13 protein-coding genes and 1 pseudogene are annotated in these 19,328 nt (G+C 44.7%); 7 read left to right on the top strand and 7 right to left on the bottom strand.

Going from position 1 to position 19,328, the window contains the following annotated elements; genetic code table 11:
- The first annotated feature begins 347 nt into the window (after positions 1-347).
- The 5 genes from OCU87_RS17115 (at position 348) to nirD (ending at position 6,506) form a co-directional block, all read left to right on the top strand.
- Positions 348-1,730, top strand: coding sequence for a CmpA/NrtA family ABC transporter substrate-binding protein (locus OCU87_RS17115; RefSeq protein ID WP_261858893.1), 1,383 nt, complete (start codon positions 348-350; stop codon positions 1,728-1,730).
- A 9-nt stretch (positions 1,731-1,739) separates the two neighbouring features.
- Positions 1,740-2,714, top strand: coding sequence for an ABC transporter permease (locus OCU87_RS17120; protein ID WP_062691930.1), 975 nt, complete (start codon positions 1,740-1,742; stop codon positions 2,712-2,714).
- A 167-nt stretch (positions 2,715-2,881) separates the two neighbouring features.
- A complete protein-coding gene (locus OCU87_RS17125) occupies positions 2,882-3,667 on the top strand; it encodes an ABC transporter ATP-binding protein (protein ID WP_261859367.1) in 786 nt (261 codons plus the stop codon).
- Positions 3,668-3,675: 8 nt separating this feature from the next.
- On the top strand, positions 3,676-6,174 hold the full coding sequence (nirB, locus tag OCU87_RS17130; RefSeq protein WP_261858894.1) for a nitrite reductase large subunit NirB: 2,499 nt from the start codon (positions 3,676-3,678) through the stop codon (positions 6,172-6,174).
- Positions 6,174-6,506, top strand: coding sequence for a nitrite reductase small subunit NirD (gene nirD, locus OCU87_RS17135; protein WP_062691928.1), 333 nt, complete (start codon positions 6,174-6,176; stop codon positions 6,504-6,506). The genes nirB and nirD overlap by 1 nt, the downstream gene beginning before the upstream one ends.
- Positions 6,507-6,731: 225 nt before the next feature.
- On the opposite strand, the gene tkt is transcribed toward nirD, so the two are convergent.
- The 7 genes and pseudogenes from tkt to OCU87_RS17170 all read right to left on the bottom strand — a co-directional run bounded on the left by tkt (position 6,732) and on the right by OCU87_RS17170 (position 16,590).
- Positions 6,732-8,726 carry a transketolase gene (tkt, locus tag OCU87_RS17140; protein WP_261858895.1) on the bottom strand — a complete coding sequence of 665 codons (1,995 nt, stop codon included), beginning with the start codon at positions 8,724-8,726 and terminating at the stop codon, positions 6,732-6,734.
- Between the two features lie 80 nt (positions 8,727-8,806).
- Entirely contained in the window at positions 8,807-9,757 is a 951-nt protein-coding gene (gene tal, locus OCU87_RS17145) for a transaldolase (RefSeq protein WP_062691585.1), read from the bottom strand.
- 331 nt (positions 9,758-10,088) lie between these two features.
- Positions 10,089-12,899, bottom strand: a complete 2,811-nt coding sequence (locus tag OCU87_RS17150; RefSeq protein ID WP_261858896.1) for a hybrid sensor histidine kinase/response regulator — start codon at positions 12,897-12,899, stop codon at positions 10,089-10,091.
- A 310-nt stretch (positions 12,900-13,209) separates the two neighbouring features.
- Positions 13,210-13,539 carry a DMT family transporter gene (locus OCU87_RS17155; protein ID WP_062691587.1) on the bottom strand — a complete coding sequence of 110 codons (330 nt, stop codon included), beginning with the start codon at positions 13,537-13,539 and terminating at the stop codon, positions 13,210-13,212.
- Between the two features lie 201 nt (positions 13,540-13,740).
- The gene (locus tag OCU87_RS17160) at positions 13,741-15,231 is read right to left on the bottom strand and encodes a hypothetical protein (RefSeq protein WP_062691589.1); all 1,491 of its coding nucleotides are present in this window, start codon (positions 15,229-15,231) and stop codon (positions 13,741-13,743) included.
- A gap of 437 nt (positions 15,232-15,668) precedes the next feature.
- Positions 15,669-16,379, bottom strand: coding sequence for a purine-nucleoside phosphorylase (gene deoD, locus OCU87_RS17165; protein ID WP_062691591.1), 711 nt, complete (start codon positions 16,377-16,379; stop codon positions 15,669-15,671).
- A gap of 41 nt (positions 16,380-16,420) precedes the next feature.
- Positions 16,421-16,590, bottom strand: a pseudogene (locus OCU87_RS17170) (XapX domain-containing protein).
- A gap of 608 nt (positions 16,591-17,198) precedes the next feature.
- Here OCU87_RS17170 and OCU87_RS17175 point away from each other — a divergent pair.
- Both OCU87_RS17175 and OCU87_RS17180 read left to right on the top strand, forming a co-directional pair.
- A complete protein-coding gene (locus tag OCU87_RS17175; protein WP_062691593.1) occupies positions 17,199-17,714 on the top strand; it encodes a porin family protein in 516 nt (171 codons plus the stop codon).
- A 198-nt stretch (positions 17,715-17,912) separates the two neighbouring features.
- Positions 17,913-19,253, top strand: coding sequence for an ABC1 kinase family protein (locus OCU87_RS17180; protein WP_261858897.1), 1,341 nt, complete (start codon positions 17,913-17,915; stop codon positions 19,251-19,253).
- Positions 19,254-19,328: the final 75 nt, after the last annotated feature.

The raw sequence follows: 19,328 nt of genomic DNA on the forward strand, positions 1-19,328 counted from the left end.
GTTGATTATTAGTTATTAAAAATACAATTATCTTGGCACAAAAAATGGATTGTTTATGAAAGGTGATAAAACAAGTCGCTAAAAAATCATTAAGAGCAGCGCTTAACCCGCGCTTTTGGTAATAACATTCAGCAAAATTACGGTTTATTACGGTACTAGTACTGAGTAGTTTTCAAAAAATATGACTCGATGGTTTTCCATTGAGAACTAACCTCCCTAGCTCAACGGCGGGCATGAGAGGTTGGCAACGACGCCACTGTTTCTTCATGAAGCAGTGGCGTTTTTTGTTTGTGTTTTTTATCTCGGTATTCGTGGCTAAAAAGTTTTTTGATATAGAGGAGCAACACATGAAGCAAACAAGGATGTGGTCCCCCCCTAGGCAAGTGTCGCATTGGTTGTGCTGTATTGGTGCAGTATTTACGTTACCTGCGTATGCCGCAGTGGGAGAGCCAGAGCGTGAAGATCTGGCGTTTGGGTTTATCAAGCTAACGGATATGGCACCGTTGGCCGTTGCTTATGAAAAGGGATTTTTCGAAGATGAGGGCCTGTATGTCACATTGGAAGCGCAAGCCAACTGGAAGGTATTGCTTGATCGGGTTATCGATGGCCAGCTGGACGGTGCACACATGCTTGCTGGGCAACCGCTAGGTGCAACGATAGGGATTGGTACTCAGGCTGAAGTCATTACGGCTTTTAGCATGGACTTAAACGGTAACGCCATTACTGTCTCGAATGATGTATGGCAAAAAATGAAGCCAAATCTGGCACTTGATGCAGATGGAAAAGTGGCGCACCCCATAGCTGCAACGGCATTAAAACCTGTGGTTGATTCTTATCTTGATGAGGGTAAAGCCTTCAATATGGGTATGGTCTTTCCTGTTTCTACTCATAATTATGAACTTCGTTATTGGTTAGCGGCTGGAGGATTACACCCTGGCTATTATGCGCCTCAAAAAGGGGACAATAGTGGTCAGATTGATGCGGATGTTTTACTGAGTGTGACACCGCCTCCTCAAATGCCCGCGACGATGGAAGCTGGCACCATTAAAGGCTATTGCGTAGGAGAACCTTGGAATCAACAAGCGGTATTTAAAGGAATTGGCGTGCCTGTTGTGACTGATTATGAGATTTGGAAAAACAATCCAGAGAAAGTGTTCGGGGTATCGAAAAGCTGGGCGGAGAAATACCCCAATACTCATATTCGCGTGATTAAAGCGATGATCCGTGCGGCGCATTGGTTAGATGCAAACAACAATGCCAACCGTGTTGAAGCGGTGAAAATTCTGGCCAAAAGTGAGTATGTTGGCGCAGATGCGGAAGTCATTGCGAACAGCATGACGGGCACATTTGAGTATGAAAGAGGCGATAAGCGTGACGTACCTGATTTCAACGTCTTCTTTCGCTATAACGCAACGTACCCCTATTACAGCGACGCGATTTGGTACTTAACGCAGATGCGCCGTTGGGGGCAAATTCCACAGCAGCAAACAGATCAATGGTACATGGATGTTGCTAGGCAAGTGTACCGCCCAGACATCTATCAACAAGCGGTTAATGCGCTGCTTGAAGATGGGGTGTTGAACGCCGCTGATTTTCCAGATTTTAACGTGGAAGATGGTTTTCGTTCACCACAAACCCATTTCATTGATGGCATCACCTACGACGGTAAACAGCCTAATGCGTACTTGAAGCAGTTTGCGATTGGCTTAAAAGATGATCACGCGATCTAAGGGACGATTATGTCGAACAATATTGCACTTTTACGTCGTATGCCTGATAGAAAAATCATGCTTAATCAATCGCGTACCTTGTTACTTCCTGTGATTGGTCTCCTTATTTTTTTATTCGTTTGGCACTTAGCCGCAAAGCAAATACAAACCTCGTTAGGTGCTTTGCCTGGTCCAACGCAAACCTACCAGCAATTCACTTATTTAGTTGACGAGCATTTTGCGCAAGCAGAAAAAGCCGACGCGTTTATGTTACGCCAAGAAAAACGTAATGCCGAAAAACTGGCGAAAAATCCCGACGCTAAAGTGAAAACTCGCCCGTATACGGGGAAGCCCACTTTCTTTGACCAAATAATCACGAGCTTAGTGACGGTGGCTTGTGGGTTTGTCTTGGCATCGGTGATTGCGATTCCGCTCGGTATCTTATTAGGTATTAATAACAGTTTATATATGGCAGTAAACCCCATTATTCAGTTACTTAAACCTATCTCACCGTTGGCGTGGCTCCCCATAGTGACCATGGTTGTCAGTGCTGTTTATGTTAGTAGTGATCCGCTTTTTCCTAAATCATTTGTTATTTCGCTGCTTACCGTTGCCATGTGTAGTTTGTGGCCCACTCTGATCAATACCGCAGTCGGTGTCGCCAATATCGATAAAGACCTGATGAATGTGAGTCGTGTCTTACAGTTATCGAACTTACAGCATGTGCGCACCATCGTTTTACCGTCTGCAACCCCGATGATGTTTACGGGATTACGTTTGTCACTAGGGATCGCATGGATGGTGCTCATTGCCGCTGAAATGTTGGCGCAAAATCCAGGCTTAGGAAAGTTTGTATGGGACGAATTTCAAAATGGCAGCTCGGCCTCTTTGGGACGGATCATGGTGGCTGTATTTGTTATCGGCTTGATAGGGCTGCTATTGGACCGCGCCATGCTCGCGCTACAAAAGAAAGTGTCGTGGAATAAACAGCAATTGCTGCGCTAGGCATGAGAGACATGAGTGATGTGAGCAGATAAGGACAAGTTATGACTAAAAGCATGAATACAGTGACGAATGAAAGCACTAAGGCAAGCCCGAAGATAGGCACAAGAGCGAATGTCTCTACGAATAAAACGGCCAATAAAACGTTTTTAGAATTGACGCAGCTTGGCATGCGCTACCCTACCGCGCAAGGTGAATTTGTTGCATTGCAAAACGTCAATTTCACCATTAAGCAAGGCGAGTTCATTTCGTTAATTGGGCATTCTGGTTGTGGTAAATCAACGGTGCTGGATTTGATTGCAGGCCTGCAAATACCCACTGATGGTGGCGTCATTGTGGGTAATAAAGAAGTTGCGGGTCCTGGGCCTGATAGGGCGGTGGTGTTTCAAAATCACGCGCTGCTACCTTGGTTGAATGTATATCAGAATGTGGAATTAGCATTTAAACAAGTGAACAAAGGCATGAGCAAAAAAGCCCTGCGCCCAGCGGTTATGCATTACCTCGATTTAGTGCAAATGAGCCATGCTGCCGATAAACGCCCTGATGAAATTTCAGGAGGAATGAAGCAGCGCGTTGGGATTGCTCGGGCGTTAGCCATGAAGCCCAAAGTGTTGCTTATGGATGAGCCATTTGGTGCTCTTGATGCACTGACGCGTGCGCATTTACAAGATGCGCTAATGGCGATTCAGACTGAGTTGAAAAACACCGTCATTATGATCACCCACGATGTTGATGAAGCGGTATTGCTATCAGATCGGATAGTGATGATGACCAACGGCCCTGCCGCCACCATAGGTGAAGTACTCGATGTTGAGATCGAAAAGCCACGTAATCGGATTGAATTGGCAAACGATGAAACGTATCAGCATCTTCGTCAGCAAGTGTTGCGTTTCTTGTATGAAAAGCAGCGCAAAGTAGAACCGATCACGTCGTCCGAAAAACAGAGAGTTGCTTAGGAGGCTATATGGATAAGGAACATTTAATTATCGTCGGGAACGGTATGGTGGGCCATCACTTAGTGCAGCAATTAGTTGAGCAAGGTGCCACCAATCAGTTTTATATTACCGTGATCGGTGAAGAGCGTTATGCCGCTTATGATCGCGTTCAGCTTTCATCGCTGTTCTCGGGTAAAGATCACAGCGACCTCATGCTGGGTGATAGCCAGTGGTATCAAGATAATAATATCGAATTGGTGCTGGGCAGTTGCGTAACCCATATTGATCGTTCGCAACAACGGGTTGAATTAGACAGTGAGGTGATCCTTGGGTATGACAAGTTGGTTCTGGCGACTGGCTCGACCCCATTTGTACCGCCGATTAAAGGCTATGATCGCGAAAATTGCTTTGTTTATCGTACTTTGGATGACTTGTGCGCCATTCGTAAAGCTTGTGATGGGGCTAGAACAGGGGCCGTTATTGGTGGTGGCTTACTCGGGTTAGAAGCGGCAAATGCACTACGCTTGCTGGGGGTAAAAACCCATGTGGTTGAATTCGCGCCAAGACTAATGCCTGTGCAGCTAGATGAGGGGGCGGGTCAATTACTGGCGCAAAAAGTGACTGATCTTGGGGTATCAGTACATACCTCGATGATCACTGAATCGATCTGCGACGGTGAAACCGCGAAGCATCGTTTAACCTTTAAAGGTCGCGAACCATTAGAAGTCGATGTACTGGTTTTTTCCGCGGGGATCAGACCGCAAGATCAACTGGCAAGATTGGCAGGGCTCGATATCGGAGAGCGAGGTGGCATAGTGATTAACGATCATTGTCAAACCAATGATCCTGCCATTTTTGCCATAGGGGAGTGTGCATTGTGGCAGCAACGCATCTTTGGGTTAGTGGCGCCGGGTTATACCATGGCACGCATTGCAGCAGATAACCTATTAGGGGGGAAGAAAGCCTTCAGCGGCGCGGATATGAGTACCAAATTGAAGTTACTCGGTGTCGATGTCGCCTCCATTGGTGATGCACAAATGCAAACGGAAGGTGCACGAGAAGTCGTACTGCAAGATAACCAAGTCGGTAGCTACAAAAAATTGATCACCGATGCCAAGGGTGAACGTTTATTGGGTGCCATATTGGTTGGAGATAATAGCGATTACGATGCGTTATTGCAGTGCTACCTTAATCAAATCGTCTTACCTGAGCATGCTGCGCATTTATTATTTGATACTTCGATGCTATCAGGCGTTCAAAATGACGATGCCATTGTCTGTTCTTGTCATAACGTTACCCGAGGAGAGCTGGTGGCGAAAGTGCAGGCGGGTTGTCATGATATTGGAGAGCTAAAGCTATGCACGAAGGCAGGAACTGGATGTGGTGGCTGTGGCACCATGGTAAAAACCATTCTTGATGACGAAATGGCCGCAATGGGCATGGAAGTGAGTGATCATCTGTGTGAACACTTTACTTATAGTCGCCAAGCTTTGTACCACCTCTGCCAAGTTGAAGGGATCCGCACCTTTGATGAATTAATGGAGCAATATGGAACTGGCCTAGGGTGCGATATCTGTAAACCGACAGCCGCCTCAATTTTTGCCTCATTGTGGAATGAACATGTGCTGGAATCTCACCATCAACCCCTCCAAGACTCTAACGACGCTTTTCTTGCCAATATTCAAAAAGATGGCAGTTATTCGGTTGTTCCTCGTGTACCGGGTGGTGAAATCACACCGGATAAATTGATTGTGTTAGGCGAAGTCGCACAGAAATTTGATCTTTATACCAAGATAACCGGAGGGCAGCGGGTTGATTTATTTGGTGCTCAACTGTCGCAATTACCAGCGATTTGGGAGGCCTTGATTCATGCAGGATTTGAGACTGGGCATGCTTATGGGAAATCACTACGGACAGTGAAGTCGTGCGTGGGATCGACCTGGTGTCGTTATGGTGTAGATGATTCTGTTAGCTTAGCAATAGAGCTAGAAAACCGTTACAAAGGGCTACGTTCTCCCCATAAATTGAAGTTCGCGGTCTCAGGTTGTACCCGAGAGTGCGCTGAAGCTCAAAGCAAAGATATCGGCATAATCGCAACCGAAAATGGCTGGAACCTCTATGTGGGTGGCAATGGTGGGATGCGCCCACGCCATGCGAACTTGTTTGCTTCAGATCTTGATAAAGCCACATTAATTCAGTATATCGATCGCTTCTTGATGTTCTATGTCAAAACAGCGGATCGGCTACAGCGTACGTCAGTCTGGGTTGAAAGCGTGGATGGGGGATTAGCTTACCTGAAACAAGTGGTGATTGATGACGAACTCGGTATTGCGAATGAACTTGAAAGCCAGATGACACATGTAATTGATAGTTATCAGTGTGAGTGGCAAACCACATTAAATTCAGAGGAAAAACTGGCGCGTTTCACCCAATTTGTGAATACAAAAACAGACCCTGAAATCACGACACCAGAAGCGGGTTATCAACGTATTCGCGGTCAGCGTATCCCTTTGAAGGAGATTCAATAATGTGGACGAAAGTATGCCATCGTGAACAACTTATCCCTGAATCAGGTCGGGCCGCATTGGTTGAACAACAGCAACTTGCACTGTTTTATTTACCGTCAATCCAAGAACAGGTTTTTGCAGTAGGAAACTGGGATCCGATAGGAAAAGCCTTTGTGATCAGTCGGGGTATTGTCGGTGACATTGCAGGCCAGTTGTGCGTCGCTTCGCCCTTGTACAAACAACACTTTCAGCTGGCAACAGGCGAGTGTATCGAACAGCAAGGTATCCAATTACCTGTGTGGCAAACACAATGGCGCGGTGAAGAGTTGTGGATACATATGAATCAAGAATAAGCCTGAACCACACTGAACCTTATTGGTATTAATGATCTCACTTGGTTTTTTGCGTAGTTAAACATTGTGAGCGTTTTAGATAAAAAAAGCCGGACGAAAGTCCGGCAATGTAAGAAGGGATTCGGTTCTATCTCTCTTGCGAGAGGTAGAACTTTTTTATTGTTAGTATTCGCGTTGCGTTATAAAACAGAACTGACAAGAAGAAGCCAGCTCTGCTTTCACAAATTAAGCTAGAAGCTCTTTCGCATTGTTCACTACGTTTTCAGTGGTGAAACCGAACATTTTGAATAGCTCGCCTGCAGGTGCAGATTCGCCAAATGTTGTCATACCAATGATACGACCATTTAGGCCAACATATTTGAACCAGAAGTCAGCAATACCCGCTTCTACAGCAACACGAGCAGTAACATCTGCTGGTAATACTGCTTCACGGTACGCTGCGTCTTGCTTGTCGAACACGTCTGTTGCTGGCATAGAAACTACGCGAACCTGACGACCTTCAGCCGTTAGTTGTGCTGCTGCTTCTACTGCTAGTTCAACTTCAGAACCTGTTGCGATGAAGATAAGCTCTGGTTTACCGGCACAATCTTTCAGGATGTAACCACCTTTCGCGATGTTAGCAACTTGCTCTGCATCACGTGGTTGTTGCGCTAGGTTTTGACGCGAGAAGATTAGCGATGTTGGGCCATCTTTACGTTCAATTGCCAGTTTCCAAGCAACAGCAGATTCAACTTGGTCACATGGACGCCATGTGCTCATGTTTGGCGTTAGACGCAGTGAAGATACTTGCTCAACAGGTTGGTGTGTTGGACCATCTTCGCCTAGGCCGATTGAATCGTGCGTGTACACTTGGATGTTCTGAATTTTCATCAGTGCAGCCATACGCATTGCGTTACGCGCGTATTCCATGAACATTAGGAATGTAGCGCCGTATGGTACGAAACCACCGTGTAGCGCAATACCGTTCATGATCGCTGTCATACCGAACTCACGTACACCGTAATGGATGTAGTTGCCCGAGAAATCAGCTGCTGTTAGCGACTTAGAACCCGACCACATAGTGAGGTTAGAAGGCGCAAGGTCAGCAGAGCCGCCCATGAATTCTGGCAGCATAGCACCAAACGCTTCTAGTGCGTTTTGTGATGCTTTACGTGATGCAATGTTTGCTGGGTTAGCTTGAAGATCAGCAATGATTGCTGATGCTTTTTCTTCCCACTGTGCAGGTAAATCACCGTTTACACGACGCTTGTATTCAGCCGCTAGTTCAGGGAAAGCTGCTTCATACGCTGCAAATTTCTCGTTCCAGCTTGCTTCTTTCGCTGCGCCTGCTTCTTTCGCATCCCATTCAGCTGTAATGTCTGCAGGGATTTCGAATGGACCGTGGTTCCAGCCAAGTTGTGCTTTGGTTGCTGTAATTTCTTCAGCACCTAGTGGCGCACCGTGACAGTCGTGTGTGCCTGCTTTGTTTGGTGAACCAAAACCGATAACCGTTTTAGTACAAATAAGCGTTGGACGACCTGTTTCTGCTTTCGCCGCTTCAATCGCTGCATTGATTGCGTCAGCATCGTGACCATCAACCGCAGGAATTACATGCCAGCCGTATGCTTCGAAACGCTTAGGCGTATCGTCAGAGAACCAACCTTCAACTTCACCATCGATAGAGATGCCGTTGTCATCCCAGAATGCTACTAGCTTGCCTAGGCCCAATGTGCCTGCAAGTGAACATGCTTCGTGAGAGATACCTTCCATTAGACAGCCATCGCCCATGAACACGTAAGTGTTGTGGTCAACGATGTCGTGGCCTTCACGGTTGAATTGTGCAGCAAGTGCTTTCTCAGCCATTGCCATACCAACACCGTTGGTGATGCCTTGGCCTAGTGGACCCGTTGTTGTTTCAACACCCGGTGCGTAACCGTATTCAGGGTGACCCGGTGTTTTAGAGTGCAGTTGACGGAAGTTCTTCAGATCTTCGATAGAAAGGTCGTAACCTGTCAGGTGAAGCAGAGAGTAAATTAGCATTGAACCGTGGCCGTTCGACAAAATGAAACGGTCGCGATCAGCCCACTCAGGGTTTTGTGGGTTGTGGTTCATGTGGTCACGCCACAGTACTTCAGCGATATCAGCCATGCCCATAGGTGCGCCAGGGTGGCCTGAGTTTGCTTGTTGTACGCCATCCATGCTTAGGGCACGAATTGCATTTGCTAAGACTTTACGTTCCATAGTTATATCACCAAAAAGTTTATCAAATCGAAAAAGAAGAAAGCGGCTATAAGGGCCGCTTTCTGAAATAGATTTTAGTCTTATAGACGGTCAGCAATCATAGTCTCTAGCTTGCCTTGGTCAACCGCAAAGTTACGGATACCTTCAGCCAGTTTTTCAACTGCCATTGCGTCTTGGTTGTGATCCCATAGGAACTCAGCGTGTGTCATTGCCGCAGGGCGTTCTTTCGTACCGTTAGAGTCGATTAGCTTCTCTACTACTTCACCTTCAGCCGCTTCTAGTTCAGCTAGAAGTTGAGGGGCGATAGTTAGACGGTCACAGCCAGCAAGTTCTAGGATCTCGCCGATGTTACGGAAGCTTGCGCCCATAACAACAGTCTTGTAACCGTGCTCTTTGTAGTAGTTGTAGATAGCGCTTACTGATAGTACGCCTGGATCTTCTTGTGCTTCGAAATCACGGCCTTCTTTCGCTTTGTACCAGTCCATAATACGACCAACGAAAGGTGAGATTAGGAATACACCCGCTTCAGCACAAGCACGCGCTTGAGCAAAAGAGAATAGAAGCGTTAGGTTACAGTTGATGCCTTCTTTTTCTAGGACTTCAGCTGCGCGAATACCTTCCCACGTTGAAGCTAGTTTGATCAGGATGCGATCGTTTGTGATGCCGGCATCGTTGTACATTTTAATCAGTTGGCGTGCTTTAGTGATGCTGCCTTCTGTGTCGTAAGAAAGACGCGCATCAACTTCTGTTGAGATGCGGCCAGGTACAACGTTAAGAATTTCTTTACCGATGCTAACAGCTAGCATGTCACAAGTATCTTGTACTTGTTGTGCTTTATCGTCGCTTTGTGTTTTTGCGTAAGCAATAGAAGCGTCGATAAGAGGAGCATATTCAGCGATTTGAGCGGCTTTCAGGATCAACGATGGGTTCGTTGTTGCGTCTTCAGGCTTGTACTTGCTAATTGCTTCAATGTCACCGGTATCAGCAACAACAGTAGTAAGCGCGCGCAATTGTTCTAGTTTAGTGCTCATATCTATCAACCTTTTACGTATTGGACTTGTCTCAATGCTAGTTCAGATATTGATTAACAAGGTTATCTTTACTGGCTTGTGACATCTTCTGTTTGTACCAAACAATCACTGTGTGAACATTTGGTTTGCTTGAGAGCAATTGATGGAGTGATAATTATCTTTTTGGCATATTCTGTCAATTATAAAGCATAGTAAACCGTGCTTTGATCTCACTTATTCTGTAATTTTTATCAATCGAGCCGTTTTCATGACATTAAAGCATTCACTATTTGCATTTAATAAACGCATTGAGTGTGAGCATTTGATCTCACGTACGATCAAATGCTCTATTTTATAGGCTGAATTCGGCCTCTTCCTCGGCATGCTGCTGGATTTCACTCACCAAAATGTTGAGCTGGTTTCGTAGATCATCCATATCTTCCTCAAGCGGTAAGGTATTCGTTTTAACGCGTTTTTCGATAATCGTAGCAGCTTGACGGACACCATCGGCACAAATGCTGCCCGACGCCCCTTTGAGTGAATGGCTAATTAGAATCGCTTGGCTGAAATCTTGCTCTGTTAGTGCTTGCTCTAATTTATCGACATCCTTGGCATGTTCGTTAGCAAACATCACCAAGAAGGTCTGAACCATCTCATGATCACCGTCCATCATTTCAAGTAACTCAGCTAGGTCAACATACTGATAGCGATGATGAGGGGAGCTTATCTGGCTGTTATTTTGAGGGTTATCTTCACCCGTCTTTGTTGATAAAACTTGGTGTTGTTCATTAGCTTCATTGGATAAAAGGGCGGTCTGTGTCTGTTTGCTTTCAAGGGCAATACGCAATTGTGCCATTGCTGTAATTTTGTGTTTAAAGCGTTGTAGCGCATCTAATAGCTTGCGCTCATCAAGGGGTTTGGTGATCACGCAATCAACGCCTGCTGCCAGCATATTGCGTTGAGTTTCTTCAAACACATCAGCGGTGCAGGCAAAAATCGGTATTTTACGGGTGTCTGAGCGTAAGCGGCGAATGCGTTTAGTCGCCTCAATACCATCCATTACTGGCATGTGGTTATCCATCAAAATAACGTCAAACACTTGGTGCTGTAAAATGTCGAGGGCTTCGGCGCCATTTTCAACCGCAGTCGTTGTAAAGCCACGTTGTTTAAGAAATGACTCAATAATTAAGGTGTTTAAGTGGTTATCTTCGACAATCAGTACTTTTAGGTTTTGGAATGCGCTGTGATCAAAGGCAACATCGGTCGTTTGTTGTTGTTCGTACTGACCTTGTTGTAAAGCAAGGGTAACCGTGAATACCGATCCTGTGCCCTCCGTACTTTTAAGCTGTACTTCTCCATCCATAAGTTCAGCAAGTTGACGCACAATACTCAGGCCGAGGCCTGTGCCACCAAAACGGCGGCTGGTTGATATTTCAGCTTGGGCAAAAGGGTCGAAAATTTGGCTAATACGCTCAGGGGCAATCCCAATACCAGTATCTTGCGTAATGATAGTGAGCTGCTTTTCATTGTTGGATTTTCCATTTTGCAAACGCAGGGTGACGTTGACTTCACCGTTTTCTGTAAATTTGATGGCGTTACTGATCAAGTTAAACAAGATTTGACGGATACGGGCTTTATCCGCATAAAACCACGCATTTTTATCGAGTTCACAATGAATGTGAAAATCGATGCCCTTTTCCTTTGCTAACGAGTGATAGGTACTTTCAATGGTGCCAACTAAGTCGGTAAAACAAAAATTGGTGCAATCTAGCTTGAGCTTCCCTTGCTCTATTTTTGAAAAATCCAAAATATCGTTGAGCAGCGACATCATGTGCTTGCCAGAATCTAGCAGCGTATTGAGGTGGTGTTCTTGTTCGCGAGTCAGATCTGTTTTGAGTAGAAGCTGAGAAAGCCCCAACATCCCGTTCATCGGGGTACGAATTTCGTGTGATAAATTAGCTAAAAATGCAGACTTTGCACGATCAGCAGATTTCGCCTTATGAAGCGCTTGATTCAAACGGCTTGTATCGTAAGCAATCCGTTCTGCTCCTTGGTTCAATGCGTCATGCAGAACCTGAAATTCGTGGGGACCTTTGAAATGCTTACTCGCAGAGAAGTTGCCAAGTTTAAAATGCGCGGCAAAGCGCGACAGCTTAGTGAGGGGATCTGTAATTCGCTTGGTGAGTACCACAGATAAAATGATGATGACAAATGCGGTAAATAACAGTGCCAGCATGAAGTATTGATGAAGTTCATCTATTGAGCTGGTAATGGTTTTTTGCGGTGTGACTGTGACTAATGACCAATTTGGTAGGTCTGGTCCTTGAAGCGAGCCAATGGCTGTCACTGTCGCTGTAAAGGCTTCTTGGTAACGGTCTTTGTATTGGATAATGTGTGGTTGTGAAACATCAATATTTTGAGCTTTAAGATTAAATTTAAAATCAGAAAAAGTTTGTAACGCCTGACCTTGATAGTGGCCAGCCAGCATAGTGTCGCCTTGGGCGTTAACAATAAAAGCAAAATCGGTATTGCTTATTTGTTTTCCTAAAAAGCGTAATCGGTCATTGATTTCACTTAAACGGTATTCAACCAGAAGATAACGTACCGCTGTGCTATCAGCGACTCGGGTGATTAAAAATAAGCAGGGTGCTTGTGCAATGTTGGGTGGCACAAATATATATACCTTCTTGCCTGAGTTAAGGTATTGCTGCTCTAACTGGTTAAAGTTATCAATACTGAATTTGGCGACTTCTTGGCTAAGGTTAACGGCACCTTGATGCGATGAGTCGATAACTTGGTAAGTAGGCGTGGAGTAAATGGTGCTTTTTTCTATTAGGTGAATCGCATTGTAAACGGACTCATTGGCCGTTAATTGTTGAAGGTATTTGCTGATGATAGCGGGGGATGCTGAAACTAATGGCGATGATGTGAGTATCGGAGACTGAGCTAGATCGTTAAGCTCGTTAACGTGGTGCTGGATAAGGTCATCGAGATTTTGTGCGGCAATGTTAGTGCGGCTAATCATGCCCGTTGCTATTTGCTCAAGGGCGACAGACGAGAGCTTCTCACTGCTCGTCCAGCTGTACATAAATGCGGGCAATATGCCAACACATAGCATGCTGGCTAATAAAATGGGTTTAATACGGTTGGGGAAAAACTGCATGTCCGACTATCCCTGCTGCGAATACTGATGAATTGACATCTGTTTTATTTAACATCTTGTAAACAAATATATCAGCATGGATGTGCGTGCGGCGAGGTTATCCAGGTAATTTTGTGGTTCGTACAAAAATCTGTGAGCAATTCATCATTCTGCTGTTGTTACAGCACGTGGATTGACAGTAATCCTGCTCACTTTGTTGCTTATTATCGTAAGGTGTCAGCCGGTGCTTAGGGGATCATTACGGTGCTATTTAAACGGAGATATTTAAGTCCCAAACTGACGTATATTTCTTATTGATAACTCGCGAGAGTTAATGGCTATGGCCTGTGCCAGATAAATTAATAATCGCGATGCCGATAGCAATGACAACCATGCCAATCCACACTTTAGTATCAAGATGTTGTTTGTAAATAATACTAGACATTGCAGTGACTAAAACTATCGCCATCCCAGCCCACATAGCGTGCACAATACCGACGGGGAGTGACCGCATAGCTTGGCCTAGAAAAAGGAATGCGAGTAAGTGTCCAAGGATAACGATGCTACTGGGTAACCAGTTGGTGAAGCCGTTAGTCGCACGTAATGCAACATGTGACGTTGCTTCTGCCATCACACCTAAAAGAAGAAATAACCAACCCATAACACCCTCAAATACATACTTGTCGAAAAGAAGGACTAGTTTAATTGTTTCTTAAGAAATGATAATCGCTGATTTTTATAAATTACTTTTACGAGGAGGTAATAATCGAAGGGTTGTCAAAACCGCCTTTAAGATTAAAAGGCGGCGATACATATATGAGATACCTGTGTGAGACAGATATATGCAGTAACTTTGGGCGCGTTAGTTCAGCAGCTGTTCTAAGGTAAGAGGTGCTGCGGTGAGTCCCATTTGCTGAGCGGGCGTTTGCCCAGTTCTATCCTGACGGCACAAGTTATGCCACGCACGATATATATCGAGTAGAGGTAATAAACCCGCTGGTCGCAGCTTACGGCGCGGTTCATTGACCAGCTGTGCGAACTGATCATGGAAACGCTGTTGATATTGCAAAACGGCTCTGTCTGATGCGGTGTTTAACCAAAAACGTTCATTTTCTTTTTCACCGGCTAAGTGACAGATACCTTTACTAATATCGTTATTACGAGTAAATGCCCAACGATCTCGCCACCAACCCAGCAACACGATATCAATACGATCAGCTTCCATATTAGGCTGCCATCCAGCATCTTGTTCCACATACACAGGATGAATGGTTTTGGCTTTAACGCGATCCAAAAAGATTGAAACAACAGCTGAACGCATCAAAGGTTCTTGTGGCATAAAAATAGCGAGCTGTTGGTTGTATTCTAACTGGCTAGCTAGCTGCAGGTAATGCGCATAAACCGTGTATTGTGGCCTGATTAAACACCCTTTTGTTGGGTAGTTAATACGGGCTTGATTACTCAACGGATCTTCTAATTGAGGACGTGATAATACTTCGCGGTATTTATTATCTACACGCGCCAAAATACCTTGAGATTGTGGGGTGACCTTCTCTGTCAGTAACGCCGATGGTGGTGCCATAAAACGTGTACCCACTTGGAAAGGGTCATGTTCGAGGTGCTTATTGTCTTGATCGATAGCTTGGTAATTTAAGTGTTGGCCAACGACATAACCTGATGTTGCTTCGCACGTTGAAATCCACAATACCCCATTGTTACTTCTAGGTTGTAGCGAAGTAAGGTTAGAAGCAAGCGAGAGATCTTGTGCATGCTTAAAGAGGCGAGCATCAAACATGCCTAGCTGACGTCGGCAGCGGCTAGCTATATGAGAAAGCTGATCATAAAACGTCTTTGGGTTCATGCTGAGGCGACGACAAATATCGCGAATGGCATGGCCTGTAAATAACATAGCCAACAGTTTTTGTTGGACTAAATGCTTATTATTAAAACCAGACCAGCGATCCACAAAGGTACCTTGGCAGCATTTACAGCGATAACGCTGGCGATCGCCACTATAGCCAAACGCATGATAAAGGTGGCGGTGCGTTAAAACGGCAAGACCTAAGTTTTTACATTCAGGGTTGCTACAAGCAGGTAACCCACTACTTTGGGTGACTTTCAAACGTGTTAACTCATCTACCACATCTTTATTGCTAAGAACGGGAGGGAATGCACCACATTCTCGACACACTAATGTCGGACGCTCTGGGTTGGTTCGCTGAATTACATAATCATCAACGTTTTTAGAACCATAGTTGCAGCAGCCAACGGTTTTACAGTGGTTAAGCTGTAAATGTTCGACGGCCTCAGGTAATAAAGGCTGCACGGATTGAATGGGTTGTGATGTCATCATGTCAGCTTATTACCATCTAGATTCAAAGTATAGAATAACAGTGCGGAGTGAGTGTTACTGCTGAACGACCAAGGTTTTCAATATTGGCCGTAAGTGAATTTGGGGATATTAGCCGCCCAAAAAGAAGCAAAGGAGAAGGTTACCTGACAGAATCCGCATGCTGATTAATAAACAAAATCAGTGTTTGCTTACTCTATTCATCAAATTGTGTAAGACGCCACATTTTACAAATATTGAGCAGCAACCTTGCTAATACCTCGTTTGCACAAGGTATGGCCTTAGCTTCCTTATGGGCACTAATAACAAACTGCACTGAAACGGTGCCAATGGCAGTTTGGTATTAGTTAACTGTTCTTGGTTTGGTGTTCTTTGTTCTTGGTAGTGAAGGGTAGCGATGTCTCGGGGAAAACACCGCCACCTAAATTGTTGTATCGTGCTTAGATGCTGATTGCTGTTTCTAGTGCAACTTTCATCATGTCGTTAAACGACTTAAGACGATCATCAGAGCTTAGTTTCTCACCACGTTTGATGTGGTCAGATACTGTTAGAATAGTCAGCGCTTTAGCACCCAGTTCAGCAGCAACACCGTAGATACCAGCGGCTTCCATATCAACACCAAGAATGCCAAGCTTTTCCATTTTAGCGAATAGCTCAGTTTCAGGGGTGTAGAACAGATCAGCAGTAAATACGTTACCAACACGTACTGGTACTTTTTGCTCACGTGCATGATGAACGGCTGTTTCAAGAATGCCGTAATCCGCAATAGCAGCGAAATCGTGGTTGCTTAAACGAATGCGGTTTACTTTAGAATCTGTCGATGCACCCATAGCAACGATCACATCCATCAGGTTAACGTCATCGTGTACGGCGCCACAGCTACCGATACGGATGATGTTTTTAACACCAAAGTCTTTGATCAGTTCGTGTGCGTAGATAGAGCAAGACGGGATACCCATGCCGTGGCCCATCACAGAGATACGCTTACCTTTGTAAGTACCTGTGTAGCCAAACATATTGCGCACGTCACACACTTGCTTAACATCTTCTAAGAAAGTGTCAGCAATGAGTTTTGCACGTAGCGGATCCCCTGGCATTAGGACTGTTTCAGCGAAATCACCAAGTTCTGCATTAATATGTGGGGTAGCCATAGCTCACTCCTGGAATATTTGAATTGAATTAAAAGGCAAAATTAAGAGAAGAAGCGTTCAACAATCGCTTGAGATGCCACACCGCTGAGGTAAATATCGACAATTCCCATGATACCGGTCAGCACAGGTGGCGCCGGAAGAGGACGTTTAATTGCCGTAAAAATATGCCAACGATGAAACCTGCAAAGGTTGCAAGTAGAATCTCGTTGATATGTTTACCCTCGTTGCGTATCGCATCCAAAAAACAAATGTTGACGGTTTATTTAGCTCTAATGGCCTTTGTTTATTACCGTTCGATATAGGGCTAGTTTAGAGTGCTAAGCACCAATGTCTCGCGATCACGATCACATTTTGCCTTACAGCGAAGCGAAAAACACCCATTGATTACCATTTGTGTTGAAATCGGGAGCGTAATCGTTTGCTAATTACTCGTTTATTAACCGCTACAGTAATGTTTGGAATAATTAATTTCTTAATAAGATTATGATTTATAAATGTAAATTTCCTTATGGGTATAATGTAATGTTCATGGTGTATTTTTTCATTTAAATGTGACTTTGTAATGGATTGCATGGGCGTTGTTGGGTTTAGATAGTCGCCCTGACGTTTTATTTCGTTATTAATCGCGCTTTTACTGCGGGCTATTGATCGCCTGTAGGGTTGAGTTTGATGCGCATACTAATAATGAAATTGCTTATCTGTGATCCAGATTGTTCGAGAGATTGGCGCTGAGCCTGAATTGGGCTAATGATTTAAAGCAGGGGTAAGCGAAGTTAAATCGTCACATCCCATAATAGACATCATTAAGGAGAGAGTGGCATGAAAAGGAATTACATTATTGGTTTATTGGCATTGTTGCCGTTTACCGCTTCTGCTGATCTATTAGGGGTATCTGTAGGTGCTAGCGCGGGGGCATCACGGATTACATACGATGGCAATAGTGACTATGGCTACGAGTATGGCATTAATGCCACTTATCATATTAATGATATTTTTAGTGTGAATGCAGGCTTTGTCCAAGGCAGTGCCGAAGTTGACTCTAATTTAGCCTCTGCCAAAAATGATATTGACTATACCTCTTTTCCTATCACGCTTCGTGGCGATTTACCGTTTGTAATTGGCTCTCTTTATGCGAAAGCGGGTACTAACTACTACAATGCAGACCGCGAAATCGCAGGTCAGAAAGATACAGAAAAAGGATGGGGATTTACAGGCGGAGCGGGGGTTGTTTTGTCCTTTATTCCTGTTGTCGATCTCACATTAGGTTATGAATATCGTGACATGGGCGGCATCAGTAATAACGCCTTTATCTTATCGGTTGGCGTCGGTATTTAGTGGTATGAATATAGGTTGTTCTGACATTAATCATAAAGAATGACTGCAATAACGGGTTCAGTTGTTATGTGAAATTGAACCCTATCTCCATTCCTTTCGTATTCTCTCTTGTTCATCTAATTTAATAATGCGATGTTCCTACTCAACCTTCATGAGAACGTTTCGATTAATTCGAGATACGATGCAAAAAGAGAGACGATGAAAAATACTGATAAGACTTATGCCAAAGTACCTCGAAGCCGTTTGTCTCGAATGAGTAAATTAGGTTCGTTAGCATCACGCGTAGCGGGCGGTATGGTTGCCGAAGGCGTGCGCCAATTAGCAAAAGGGCAAAAACCCAAAGCCAGTGATTTGCTATTAACACCGGCTAATGCAAAACGTGTCGCCGATCAATTAGCGCAATTACGCGGTGCAGCGATGAAAGTGGGGCAGTTATTGTCGATGGATGCAGGGGATTTACTGCTGCCAGAATTAACCGACTTACTTGCACGATTACGATCTGACGCTAAACCTATGCCCATTAGCCAGCTAAACCACGTGCTGGAGAGTGAATGGCAGCCCGATTGGCAAAATACCTTCGAACAATTCACCTTTTATCCTATTGCAGCCGCATCTATCGGCCAAGTTCATTCAGCCCATACCAAAGATGGCCGTTACCTCGCCCTTAAAATTCAATACCCAGGGGTAAGAGAAAGCATTGAAAGTGATGTTGATAATGTCGCAACGTTATTGAGAGTATCAGGCTTGATCCCCAAAGAAGTCGATTATCAAGGCTTGTTAGAAGAGGCCAAAAAACAGTTACACGATGAAGCGGACTATCTATTAGAGGCGAAGCTATTACGCCAATATGCCAGCTTACTGGCGGACGATACCAACTTTTTGATCCCAGAGGTTTTTGATGATCTGACTACGCCCAATATTCTGGCGATGAGCTTTGTTGAAGGTGAAGCAATAGAAAACCTAGTTCATGCGCCACAGTCAGTGAGAAACCGTGTTATTGAGTTAGCATTTACGCTCTTGTTTAGGGAGATATTTGAGTTCCGATTAGTCCAAACTGATCCTAATTTTGCTAACTTTCAATATAACCACGACACCAAGCAATTAGTCCTACTAGATTTTGGTGCGACGCGGGCTTACCCTGTTTATATCAGCGAGGGCTATCAGCAATTGATAAACGGTGCGATTGAGAACAACCGCACCAAAATGGATGGCGCACTCGCAGGCATTGGTTTTTTTAGTCAACCTATTAATGACGCTCAGCGCCAAGCCGTTATCAACCTGTGTGAACAAGCATGCGAACCCTTGATGTTCAGCGGGGAATACGATTTTGGCTCAACCGACTTAGCGAAACGAATTAAAGAGGCTGGCACATCGCTGAGTATGGAGCAAGGGTATTGGCATACGCCTCCAGCGGATGCGATCTTCTTTCACCGTAAATTAGGTGGCTTGTATTTATTAGCAGCCAAGCTTAATGCGAAAGTCGATGTCAGCATATTGTTTGCACCGTATCGACAAGTCACTAAAGAAACACTGTCGTAGTTGGCTGAGTAATCGGCTGAGTCAATCGGCTGCGCCAGTTGGTTATATTATGGCTATGCCAGTCGAGTTTGTTGG

This window comes from Photobacterium sanguinicancri (assembly GCF_024346675.1).
Classification (GTDB): Bacteria; Pseudomonadota; Gammaproteobacteria; order Enterobacterales; family Vibrionaceae; genus Photobacterium; species Photobacterium sanguinicancri.

Bases quoted from the DNA above. Each gene is read 5' to 3' on its own strand.
- OCU87_RS17115 (WP_261858893.1), top strand. From the start codon at position 348: ATGAAGCAAACAAGGATGTGGTCCCCCCCTAGGCAAGTGTCGCATTGG.
- OCU87_RS17120 (WP_062691930.1), top strand. From the start codon at position 1,740: ATGTCGAACAATATTGCACTTTTACGTCGTATGCCTGATAGAAAAATC.
- OCU87_RS17125 (WP_261859367.1), top strand. From the start codon at position 2,882: ATGCGCTACCCTACCGCGCAAGGTGAATTTGTTGCATTGCAAAACGTC.
- nirB (WP_261858894.1), top strand. From the start codon at position 3,676: ATGGATAAGGAACATTTAATTATCGTCGGGAACGGTATGGTGGGCCAT.
- nirD (WP_062691928.1), top strand. From the start codon at position 6,174: ATGTGGACGAAAGTATGCCATCGTGAACAACTTATCCCTGAATCAGGT.
- tkt (WP_261858895.1), bottom strand. From the start codon at position 8,726: ATGGAACGTAAAGTCTTAGCAAATGCAATTCGTGCCCTAAGCATGGAT.
- tal (WP_062691585.1), bottom strand. From the start codon at position 9,757: ATGAGCACTAAACTAGAACAATTGCGCGCGCTTACTACTGTTGTTGCT.
- OCU87_RS17150 (WP_261858896.1), bottom strand. From the start codon at position 12,899: ATGCAGTTTTTCCCCAACCGTATTAAACCCATTTTATTAGCCAGCATG.
- OCU87_RS17155 (WP_062691587.1), bottom strand. From the start codon at position 13,539: ATGGGTTGGTTATTTCTTCTTTTAGGTGTGATGGCAGAAGCAACGTCA.
- OCU87_RS17160 (WP_062691589.1), bottom strand. From the start codon at position 15,231: ATGATGACATCACAACCCATTCAATCCGTGCAGCCTTTATTACCTGAG.
- deoD (WP_062691591.1), bottom strand. From the start codon at position 16,379: ATGGCTACCCCACATATTAATGCAGAACTTGGTGATTTCGCTGAAACA.
- OCU87_RS17175 (WP_062691593.1), top strand. From the start codon at position 17,199: ATGAAAAGGAATTACATTATTGGTTTATTGGCATTGTTGCCGTTTACC.
- OCU87_RS17180 (WP_261858897.1), top strand. From the start codon at position 17,913: ATGAAAAATACTGATAAGACTTATGCCAAAGTACCTCGAAGCCGTTTG.